At 72.1% G+C, this 10,201-nt stretch carries 10 protein-coding genes; 2 read left to right on the top strand and 8 right to left on the bottom strand.

The features are described 5' to 3' along the window. The coding region (locus ABD331_RS49465) for an ALF repeat-containing protein (protein ID WP_344492264.1) at nucleotides 1–976 on the bottom strand (976 nt) is incomplete at its 3' end. A 98-nt stretch (nucleotides 977–1,074) separates the two neighbouring features. Beyond that, the gene (locus tag ABD331_RS49460; protein WP_344492261.1) at nucleotides 1,075–3,507 is read right to left on the bottom strand and encodes a trypsin-like serine protease; all 2,433 of its coding nucleotides are present in this window, start codon (nucleotides 3,505–3,507) and stop codon (nucleotides 1,075–1,077) included. Nucleotides 3,508–3,705: 198 nt separating this feature from the next. Between ABD331_RS49460 and ABD331_RS49455 the strand changes: the two genes are divergently transcribed. Next, nucleotides 3,706–4,197 (top strand): NUDIX hydrolase, encoded by a 492-nt coding sequence (locus ABD331_RS49455; protein WP_344492258.1) that lies wholly within the window; start codon nucleotides 3,706–3,708, stop codon nucleotides 4,195–4,197. A gap of 44 nt (nucleotides 4,198–4,241) precedes the next feature. Here ABD331_RS49455 and ABD331_RS49450 read toward each other — a convergent pair whose 3' ends face one another. Together ABD331_RS49450 and ABD331_RS49445 are read right to left on the bottom strand one after the other, a co-directional pair. Beyond that, nucleotides 4,242–4,667 carry a hypothetical protein gene (locus ABD331_RS49450; RefSeq protein ID WP_344492253.1) on the bottom strand — a complete coding sequence of 142 codons (426 nt, stop codon included), beginning with the start codon at nucleotides 4,665–4,667 and terminating at the stop codon, nucleotides 4,242–4,244. A 212-nt stretch (nucleotides 4,668–4,879) separates the two neighbouring features. Beyond that, entirely contained in the window at nucleotides 4,880–5,560 is a 681-nt protein-coding gene (locus tag ABD331_RS49445; protein WP_344492250.1) for a TetR/AcrR family transcriptional regulator, read from the bottom strand. A gap of 53 nt (nucleotides 5,561–5,613) precedes the next feature. On the opposite strand from ABD331_RS49445, the gene ABD331_RS49440 reads away from it, so the two are divergent. Further along, the gene (locus ABD331_RS49440; RefSeq protein ID WP_344492248.1) at nucleotides 5,614–6,771 is read left to right on the top strand and encodes an FAD-dependent oxidoreductase; all 1,158 of its coding nucleotides are present in this window, start codon (nucleotides 5,614–5,616) and stop codon (nucleotides 6,769–6,771) included. Here ABD331_RS49440 and ABD331_RS49435 read toward each other — a convergent pair. Genes ABD331_RS49435 through ABD331_RS49420 form a run of 4 tightly spaced genes read right to left on the bottom strand, consistent with a single transcriptional unit; the run spans nucleotide 6,734 to nucleotide 10,197 of the window. Beyond that, nucleotides 6,734–7,717 carry an ABC transporter substrate-binding protein gene (locus ABD331_RS49435; protein WP_344492245.1) on the bottom strand — a complete coding sequence of 328 codons (984 nt, stop codon included), beginning with the start codon at nucleotides 7,715–7,717 and terminating at the stop codon, nucleotides 6,734–6,736. The two genes, ABD331_RS49440 and ABD331_RS49435, sit on opposite strands and share 38 nt — an antisense overlap. A gap of 19 nt (nucleotides 7,718–7,736) precedes the next feature. Continuing rightward, nucleotides 7,737–8,498 carry an amino acid ABC transporter ATP-binding protein gene (locus tag ABD331_RS49430; RefSeq protein WP_344492242.1) on the bottom strand — a complete coding sequence of 254 codons (762 nt, stop codon included), beginning with the start codon at nucleotides 8,496–8,498 and terminating at the stop codon, nucleotides 7,737–7,739. Further along, nucleotides 8,495–9,361, bottom strand: coding sequence for an amino acid ABC transporter permease (locus ABD331_RS49425; protein ID WP_344492238.1), 867 nt, complete (start codon nucleotides 9,359–9,361; stop codon nucleotides 8,495–8,497). Before ABD331_RS49425 ends, ABD331_RS49430 begins: the two co-directional genes overlap by 4 nt. Next, complete coding sequence (locus ABD331_RS49420) at nucleotides 9,358–10,197, bottom strand: GNAT family N-acetyltransferase (protein WP_344492235.1); 840 nt, start codon at nucleotides 10,195–10,197, stop codon at nucleotides 9,358–9,360. The genes ABD331_RS49425 and ABD331_RS49420 overlap by 4 nt, the downstream gene beginning before the upstream one ends. Nucleotides 10,198–10,201: the final 4 nt, after the last annotated feature.

The following is a 10,201-nucleotide window of genomic DNA, read 5'->3' as shown; positions in this document are numbered from 1 at the left end:
GCCCCGGCCGCGGCCCGACCGGCTCGGCCGCCGCCCGCGCCGCCTGCCCGGCCACCCGGGACGCCGCCGCCGCCCGATCGGCCGCCTCCGCCGCCCGCTGCGCCTGCCGCCTGGCCTCCGCCGACTCCCGCCCCGCCAGCGCCGCCAGCCGCTCCGCCTCCACAGCATCGTTCTTGGCCGCCAGGGACTCCGCCTCCGCCCGGTCGGCCTGCGCCACCGCCCCGATCGTCTCGAACGCCGCCCGCCGCGTCGCCTCCGTGGCGCTCGTCCGCAGATCGCTCAGCGTCTGGTTCTCGTTGTCCCTGGCCTGCGCCACACCCCAGTCGATCTGCACGAACCGCTCCTGCGTCTCCAGGCTGCCGTCCTGCAGCGCCCGGTTCGCCGCCGCCTGCACCTCGGGCCCGCCCTCGGCCATCGCCCGGTTGACGACCGCCCGCAGATCCAGCCGGTACGGCACCCGCCACCCCGACTCGACGAACGTGCCCAGCGCCTCCCGCGTCCCGTTACGCAGCACCGCGTTCGCCGCGGCCTTCACCTCAGGCCCACCGGCCGCCTTCATCTCGTTCACACTCGCCCGCAGATCGATCTCCCTGGCGGTCTCCCAGCCCCCGCCCAGAAACGCCTGCACAGCCCCGGCAGCGTCCGAGGTCAACGCGGCGTTGGCCGCCGCCGACACCTCCGCGCCGCCACGCGCCTTGATCCGCCCCACCTGCTCACGATCGTCCTGCGCCGCCAGCCGCGGCAGATCCGCCAGGAACGCGCAGATCGCCGCCTCATCCCCCAGCAACGCGTCCTCCGCCGCCGGACGCACGTTCACGCCACCCGTGACCCACGCGTCCAGCACCACCTGACGCTCACACGCCGGCCCAGCGGGCAAATCCACCCGCGCCACCGCACCAGCGGGAACACCCACCAGGAGCGACGAGAACACCACACCCACGACACCCGCCGCGCATAACGCGCGCACCACCTTCACCGCAGCCACCTCTCACCCTCTCGGCTGACGCCTCTCCACGAACAGGGCAGGACGGCACGGCCGGACGGACGTCGTCCGCCCGGCCGCCCATCCCTCACTCAGTTGATGACCCGCAGCTCCAGCAGGGTCTCCCGGCAGTTGTCCGGGAAATCGGGATGGCTCTCGTCGCACGTCACGTCCGTACGCCCGAACTGCTCGCTCTCATCCCGCTCGACGCGCTTGGTACGCTCCGTCCCCGACGCCACGTTCACCACCGTCGCGTCCACGTCGTGACCCGCCCCCGGCGACCGGCCGTCACCCTGCACCTCGTACACGTTCGGGATCCGCAGCTTCACCACACCCGCCGGCGCGAGCACCTTGAAACACACCGCCGTCACACCCAGATGCGGCTCACCCACCTCGGTGTCACCGTTCAGCAGCCCCGGGAACACCTTGATCACGCCGACGCCGTTCTCCGTGGACGCCGTGCACGACACCCAGATGATCCCGCCGTTGCCGGAGATCAGCTCGAAGTTCCGCGCCTCCGCCTCGTCCGTGCCCCAGTCGTCCTGACCGGACGTCCCCGCGAACTCGTGCGACAGATCCACCGGATAGCCGTAGCCCTCCACCACCGACCCGCCACTGGCCTGCACCGGAACCGTGGCCGCGTTCCCACCCGCGGGCACCAGATCACCCGCGTACCAGCCCTGCACCTCCACCAGCAGATGCGCGGTGCCCGTACTGGCGTTCTTGATCCGCACCTTGCCGCCGGCCCCCGCCTTCACCACACTGTGCCCCGCACGATCCCCGCCGCCCTTCGGCGCGTAGTTCACCAGCGACGTGGCGCTCGGCGTGCCGCCCACCGGCCACACGTTGAGCAGCCCCTCCGCCGTGTTGTCCACCACCGTCAGGTTCACGGCCACCGGCGTGCCCTCGGGCACCCCGAGCGGCACGTCCACCGTGGCGTTCGCCGCCAGAGGCTCACCCTCCCCCACCGACCGCGTGTCCAACCGGCGCGCCGCCGTCATCGTCCGCAACCTCGCGCCGCTGTCCGCGCTCGCCGTGAAATACCCCAGCGCGGTCGCCACGAAGTGCACCGGCGCGGCCCCGTTGTTCGTGAACGTCGCCCGCCCGTCCGCGCCGAGCTGCACCGCCACACCATGCGCCGTCGTCCCCGGCACGTAATCCATGACACTGCGGTTGTTGGCACCACCCGGCGGGAACGCGCCCACCCAGCCGTCCCTCGTCGCGTCCACCACGATCAGATCCAGGTACGCCGTCGTCGCCCCGGCCGGAACCGCCCCGCCCGTCAGCGTGAACGTCCGCGAACCCCGCGACGGCACCGTGCCCGCCGCCCCGCCCAGACCGCTGCGGGTGTCCACCACCCGCGCGTGATCGACCGCCACGAAGCCCCGCCCCGCGCCGCCCGAAGCCGTGTAGTAACCCTGCACGTCCACCGTCACGTGCGCACCGGGACCATGGTTGTAAACCGCCAGCTTCCCGCTGGCCGGCACGGGCACCACCGCGGTGTTGGAGATGATCTGGTTCGCCGTCGCGTTCACCATCGACAACGCCGGACGCGGCGCACCCTCCGGCAGCAACGTCAGGAACGTGGCCGACGAACCAGCGACCGCCGTCACGTCCACCAGCACCGCCGTCACGTCACTCGCCGGAACACCGCCCACCCCCGTCACCTGGAACGCGGTGAGACTGCCCGCGCCCCGCGGACCCGCGGTCGCGCCCAGCCCGGAACGCGTGTCCAGAACCTGCGCACTCGTGGGCAACCGCACGAAAGCCCCGCCCCGCACGGTCTGCCGCACCCAGTCGCGCACGTCGTCCAGCCGCGCCTCCGTCGCCCCGGTCCGCGTCTCCGACGCGTCCGCCTCCAGACAACCCGCCTGCCAGGACGTGCTGTTCAACGCCACCAGCTCCAGGCCCGACGCCCCACTGCGCAACGCCGGCCCGCCCGCGTCCCCCTTGCAGATGCTCGCCGGCGCCGACGGATCGGCGGCGATCTCCACCGCCCCGGCGCTGACCGCCTGCACCGAGAACGGCGCCGTGTGCAGCCGATGCGGCACCCACCGCGTCGCCGTCCGCCCGAAACCCGCGACCCGCAACACCTCCCCCGGCGCCGGCGCGGTCGCACTCACCCGCACCGGCGCCACCTCCACCACCGGTGCCGCCAGCTTCGCCAGCAGCAGGTCACGCGCCGGATGCGGCACCACGTGCGTGACCCCGCGCACCTCCCCCTCGCCGGCCGCCGTCAGATCCTCCCGACCCACCGTCACCGTGGTCACCTGCGACGGCGGGCCCGCCGCCACCTGGCCGCTCCCCTCCGCGAAGCAGGACTTGGCCGTCACTATCCACTCCGGATCGATCAGCGCGCCGGAACAACCGCGCACCGCGTCACCCACTCTGACGTCCGCCACGAAACCGTAACCGTCGGCGGGCGCCGCCGACCCACCCACGATGCCGAGGGCGGGGAGGGCGGGCAGCATCACGCCCAGCGCCAATCCCGCCGCCAGAGCACCGCGGCTCAATAAGGAACGCATGGATGACCCCTTCTTCCGGCCTGCGGCCGGGAAATCGCAGCACTTTGCACACGTGGCCTCGTTGTGCGCAAGCATTGCGGGGGGCGCTTTCACGACTGCTTCATTTCTGCGTCATGGCATGCAGCTTTGCGCAAGGTGAACGACATGAACCGGGCGCCTTTACAAAGTAAGTTAAGGTCGCACGAAGAAGGGGCCGCCATGACTGAGCTGGTGGAACGTGTCGACGATCAGGACCGTGTGCTGGGCGTTGTCAGCCGAAACGATGCGATCCGTCACGGCTGGCTGCACCGCATCGCCACCACCGTCTGCCGCGACGAGGCGGGCAGATTCCTGGTGTGCCGGCGGGCCGAGGGGCTGTCCCGGTATCCCGGCTATCACGAGGTGTGCTTCGGCGGGGCGGTGGGAGTCGGAGAGTCCTACCAGGTGGCGGCGGCGCGCGAACTGGCGGAGGAGCTGGGTGTCGAGGTGCCGGTGCGGGCGGTGGTCAAGTTTCTGTGCCGTGGCGAGATCGGTCCGTACTGGCTCGCGGTGCACGAAGCGGTCATCACCGGCGACGTCTCGCCCGATCCAGGGGTGGCCGGCTGGGTGGGGTGGCTGACGGGCGCGGAGCTGGACGAAGCCGTGGGGCGGCAGCGGTTCATTCCGGACGGGCAGGAGGCGCTCCACCGATACCTCGCGACAGCCGGGTGAAGGGGCGCCCGGCAGCCCGGGCGCCCCACGTGGTCACCGACGGCTCAGCCGCAGTGCACGTTGTTGAGCTTGACGCTCGTCCAGGACGGCGAGATGCCCTCGACGTCGATGCACTGCCCGGGCGCCGAGACGTACACCGGCCCGGCGTAGTACTTGTAGTTATCGGCGTCGACGTCCTTGCCGCTGCCGTCGCCCCGCGAGATCGTGACGCCCTTCCAGCTCGTGGTGTTGGCGTAGGGGCCGTCGCCGTAGGTGAGGGCGCAGTTCTTGCCGGTGGCGGAGCTGTAGTACACCTCCAGGATGCCCGTGCGGTATCCGTACTTGTCGATGCCGATGCTGTAGACGCCGACCCGGCTGTAGCTGCTGCCGCAGGGGCCGGCCGCGCTGACCGGGGTGGCGCCGGCGGTCAGGGTGGTGACGGAGACCAGGGCGGCGCCGGTGAGGATGGTCGCCAGCTTGCGTGTACGCACGAAGATCCTTTCGCTTGCCTGTACTGCGGATCATGAGTACCACCGGCCCTCAGGCGCCGCACCCGATTTGGGGTCAATGTGATGGTTGACACACGTTGATCACGATTGTCAGATGCGGGTCAGCAGGACGTTTGCCGTCGCCCGCCTTCCCGTCCACGACGACCGCGTACAGCCCCGTCGCCTTCGGGCCGCCGCCGGCGGACTTGCGGGCGTCACGCGAGCTTGGCGGCCACGGCGTCCAGCACCCAGTCGAGCCCGGTCGCGAAGGACGTCGCCGCGTCCACGTCCGTGCCGTCGTGCACGGCCCTGGCCAGTGCCGGGTAGCGGCCGGTGGCCAGCATCCTGCTCACGTGCGGGCCGAAGGCGCGCTGCCAGTCGCGCTCGGACAGGCCGGTGGCGCGCTCGGCCCGCAGGTTCGCGACCTCGCGCCTGATGGCGCCGATGACGTAGGCGCTGACGGTCTCCACGGCGCGCATGACGGTGTCGAGGTCGGCGAGGCCGTCGAGGGCGGCCAGGTCGGCCTCGGTCACGGCGAGGGCGTTGGGCCCCAGGACGGCCCGGCCGCCGAGCAGGTCGGCCAGCCACTGGTGGCGGAGGGTGGCCTGCCTGGTGCGGTGGGCGCGGGTGGCCAGCACCTGCCGCCAGTCGCCCGGCTGCTCGTCGGGGAGGATCTCGGCGTAGACCTCGTCCACCATGAGGTCGAACAGCTCCTCCTTGGTGGAGATGTACCCGTACAGCCGCATCGGGCCGGCGTCGAGCCGGGCGGCGACCTTGCGCAGCGACACCGCCTCGAGGCCGCCCTCGTCGGCGAGCGCGATGGCGGCGGCGACGATGCGCTGCCGGTCGAGCGGCGCGGGCCGACTCGGTGGCTCCGGCCTGTCCCACACAGTCATGCGTGCATCGTACTGTTGCGATACACCGCATCGGCCAAATACAGTGTATCGACATGAGCCACCGTATAGCCGTAGTCGGAGCCGGACCCGCCGGCCTGACGTTCGCGCGCGTCATGCACCGTCACGACCGCCCCGTCACCATCCTCGAACGCGACCCCTCCCGCGACGCCCGCCCCCCGGGCGGCACGCTCGACCTGCACGAAGGCATGGGCCAGCTCGCCCTGCGCAAGGCGGGGCTGCTGGCGGACTTCCTGCCGCTGTCCCGTCCCGAGGGGCAGGCCATGCGCATCCTGGACGTGGACGGGACCGTCCTGCGCGACTGGCCCGCCGATCCGGACGAGCAGGCCAACCCCGAGATCGATCGGGGGCAACTGCGTGACCTGCTGCTCGGCTCCATGGATGTGCGATGGGGGCAGGGCGTCACGGAGGTGGTGCCGGGGACCGGCGACGGTGTGCTGGTGCGCTTCGCCGACGGGCGGCAGGAGACGTTCGACCTCGTGGTCGGCGCGGACGGCGCCTGGTCACGGGTCCGCCCGGCGCTCTCCCCCGTGACGCCGCACTACACCGGCATCACGTACGTGGAGACCTCCCTGGACGACGTCGACCACCGCCACCCGGAGCTGGCCCGGCTGATCGGCGACGGCTCCGTGGCCGTGTACGGCCCCGACCGCGCCCTCGTCGCCCAGCGCAACAGCGGCGGCCACGTCAAGGTCTACGCCCAGTTCCGCGCGCCGCTCGACTGGCAGGCGGACCTCGACCCGGCCGACGCCGACGCGGTGCGGTCCAGCCTGCTGGCCCTGTTCGACGGCTGGACCGCGCCCGTGCTCGAGCTTCTCAGCCACGGCACCGCCTTCGTCCGCCGCCCCCTCCACGTCCTGCCCGTCTCCCACACCTGGGCCCACGTGCCGGGCGTGACGCTGCTGGGCGACGCCGCCCACCTGATGCCGCCGCTGGGGGTGGGCGCGAACCTCGCGATGCTGGAGGGCGCGGAGCTCGCCGAGGCCGTCGCCGCCGCCGGCGACCTGGACGAGGCCGTCCGCGCCTTCGAGGAGCAGATGTGGGCACGGGCCGGCCGATGGGCGAAGATGACGGCGGCCTGGCTGGAACGCCTCGTCAGCCCGGACCCCGCCGCCGCCCTCGCCGTCTTCGACGACGTGCACCCCGGCCCTTCGGTCACGACGGCTCCTGGCGGGGCAGACCGGGCGGGTTGACCTGCGACTCGGGGATCGCCTCGTTGGCCAGCCCCCACCTTTCGAGCACCTGCTTGTACGTGCCGTTGTCGATGACGGTGTTGAGCGCCTCGTTGAGCGGCCCGACCAGGCCGTTGCCCTTCTTGGTCATGGCGGCGATGAGCCCCTGAAGGCCGGGCCCCGCCCCCGAGAACGTGCCCACGATGCGGGAGCCGCCGCTGACCGCGATGTTGTAGGCGATGTTCGGGTTGGGGCCGAAGTAGGCCTGCACCCGGCCCGACTTGAGCGACAGCAGCACGTCGCCGTACTTCTCGTAGTAGAGGATCTCGACCGGCTTGCGGCCGGCGGCGCGGTTCTCCCTGTCCCAGTCGAGCAGGATCTTCTCCTGGTTGGTGCCCGAGCCGACCGACACGCGCAGCCCGGCGATGTCGGCGGGGCCCTTGATCTCCTTGATCGGGCTGTTGTCGGGCACCTGCCAGGCGAGCTGGTCGATGCGGTAGGTGGCGAAGTCGTAGGTGTCCTTGCGTTCCTCGGTGACGGTGACGTTGCTGAAGACGGCCTCGTACTTGCTGGACTTGGCGGCCAGGAACAGGTTCTCCCAGGAGCTGGACTGCGGGGTGAACTCCAGGCCGAGCACGTCGGCGACGAGCTGGGCGAGGTCCGTCTCGACGCCGATCAGGGTGGTGTCGTCGGTGGCCGGGGAGACCAGCGGCGGTGAGCCGCTGGCGCTGAAGCCGACGAGCAGCTTGCCGTCGGCGGCGACCTCCTTGGGCACCTTGGCCGCGATGGCCGCGACCTTCTCCGTCCTGATCCGGTTCTGGTCGGGGCTCAGGTTGATCTTCTTGCCCGCGACCACGGGAGCGGAGGCGGAGGCGGCGGGGGTGTCGAGCGCCGGTTCGGCGCCGCAGGCGGCGGTGAGCAGGAGGAGTACGGGCACGGCGAGGTATCGCGCGGTCGGAGCACGCATGTCTTACGTCCTTGGGGTGTCAGAGGACCTTGGCGAGGAAAGCGCGGGTGCGCTCGTGGGCGGGGGCGTCGAGGATCTTGGCGGGCGGGCCGAGCTCGACGATCCGGCCGGCGTCCATGAACGCCACCGTGTCGGCCACCTCCCTGGCGAAGCCGATCTCGTGCGTGACCACGATCATGGTGGTCCCGCTGCGGGCGAGGTCCTTGACGACGTCCAGCACCTCGCCCACCAGCTCCGGGTCGAGCGCCGAGGTGGGCTCGTCGAACAGCAGCAGCTTGGGCTCCAGGGCCAGCGCCCGCGCGATCGCCACCCGCTGCTGCTGGCCGCCCGAGAGCGTACGCGGGTAGGCGTCCGCCTTGTCGGCCAGCCCGACGCGGGCCAGCAGCCGCTCGGCCAGCGGCTCGACCTCGGCGCGCGGCCGGCGCTGGGCCGACAGGGGCGCCTCGGTGACGTTCTGCCTGACCGTCAGGTGGGGGAAGAGGTTGAACGCCTGGAAGACAAACCCGATCTGGGTGCGCTGCCGCAGCACCTCGCGTTCGGGCAGCTCGTACAGGCGGTCGTCGGCCTGCCGGTAGCCGAGCAGCCGCCCGTCCACCCGGACGGAGCCGCGGTCCACCTTCTCCAGGTGGTTGATCGTGCGCAGCAGCGTGGACTTGCCCGACCCCGACGGGCCGAGGATCACCAGGACCTGGCCGCGGGGCACGTCCAGGTCCACGCCGCACAGCACGTGCAAGGCGCCGAAGCTCTTGTGCACGCCGCGCAGCTCGATCATCGCGCTCATGCCCGCCCCTTGCCGTAGTGCCGTTCCACGTAGTGCTGGACCACCGACAGCACGGTCGTCAGCACGAGGTACCAGATGGCCGCCACCAGCAGCAGCGCCATCACCCGGCCGTTGCGGTTGTAGATCACCTGGACCTGGTAGAACAGCTCGGGCAACGCCATGATGTAGACCACCGAGGTGCCCTTGACCAGGCCGATGATCTCGTTACCCGCGTTGGGGACGATCGTCCGCATGGCCTGCGGCAGCACGATGCGGAAGAGCTGCCGCGCCGGCGGCAGCCCCAGGGCGGCGGCGGCCTCGCGCTGGCCGTGGTCCACCGACAGCAGGCCGCCGCGGACGATCTCGGCGGCGTACGCGGCCTGGTGCAGCGCCAGCCCGAGCACCGCGGCGGTCAGCGGCCCGATCAGGTCCATGGTGCCGAAGTCGAAGAACGCGGGCCCGAACGGCACGCCCACCGACAGGCGGGGGTAGAGCAGCGCCAGGTTGTACCAGAACAGCAGTTGCAGGATCAGCGGCACCGAGCGGAACAGCCACACGTAGCCGAAGGCCACCGAGGACAATAATCGGTTCGGGGACAACCGCATCAGCGCCACCACCGTGCCGAGGGCGAAGCCGAGCCCGATGCCGAGCGCGGTCAGCTCCAGCGTGAGCAGCACCGAGCGCACCACCGACGGCGCGAACAGGTACTGGCCGACCACGTCCCACTCCCAGGCGGGGTTGGTGATCAGGGCGCTGGCGGCCATCGCCAGCACCACCAGCACGGCGGCCGCGGCGACCCAGCGCAGCGGCCGGCGGGCGGTCACCACCTCCGGGGGCCGCGCCGCGTCCTGGCGGGCGGGGGCCTCGACCCGGGGCAGCGTCATGGCGTGCCCTCGCCGCGCGCCGGGACCGCTGCCGCGCTCTCGCCGTTCGCCGGGACCCTCGTCGTGCGCTCGTCGCGCGCCGGGACCCTCGTCGGGTGCTCGTCGCGCGCCGGAGCCGTTGCCGTGCCCTCGTCGTGCGCCGGGACTGTCACCGAGCGGAACTCGGTGGTGCGGCGCAGGCGGAAGCCGAGCCGTTCGTACAGGCTGATCGCGTGGGTGTTGGCGGCGGAGGCGTGCAGGAACGGCGTCTCGCCGCGGTCCCGGATGCCCGCGGCGACCGCGAGCACCAGCCGGGTCGCCAGCCCCCGCCCCCGGTGGGCGGGATCGGTGCAGACGGCGCTGATCTCGGTCCAGCCCGGCGGGTGCAGCCGCTCCCCCGCCATCGCCACCAGCGCGCCGCCGGACCGGATGCCGAGGTAGACGCCCAGCTCGACGGTGCGCGGCAGGAACGGGCCCGGTTTGGTGCGCCGGACCAGGTCGAGCATCTCCGGCACGTCCGCCTCGCCCAGCCGTACGGCGGCGGGGTCGTGCGCGCCGAAGATGTTCTCGCCGGTGAGCTGGACGCCCGGCATGTTCCTCGCCTCCGCCCAGCCCGCCGGCGGCACCGCCGCGGGGCCGGTCAGCGGCACCTCGCCGCCCGCGCCCACCAGCGCCGCCGCGTCCTGCCAGTCGTCGATGCCCGGGTCGGGCGGCATCGACAGGAACGGGGAGACGTCGAGGGGGTAACGCAGCACCCGGCCACGCCGTTCGGCGAGGTGCGCGTGCGCCCCGGCCAGAGACGCCCGCACCGGGTCGTCCAGGACGTCCGAGCCGATCCCATGGAGCTCCACAAGCATGTGC

Origin of the sequence: Nonomuraea monospora (genome assembly GCF_039531895.1) — a bacterium.
In the GTDB taxonomy this organism is placed as follows: Bacteria; Actinomycetota; Actinomycetes; order Streptosporangiales; family Streptosporangiaceae; genus Nonomuraea; species Nonomuraea monospora.
This window is presented reverse-complemented; position numbering and strand designations above follow the sequence as displayed.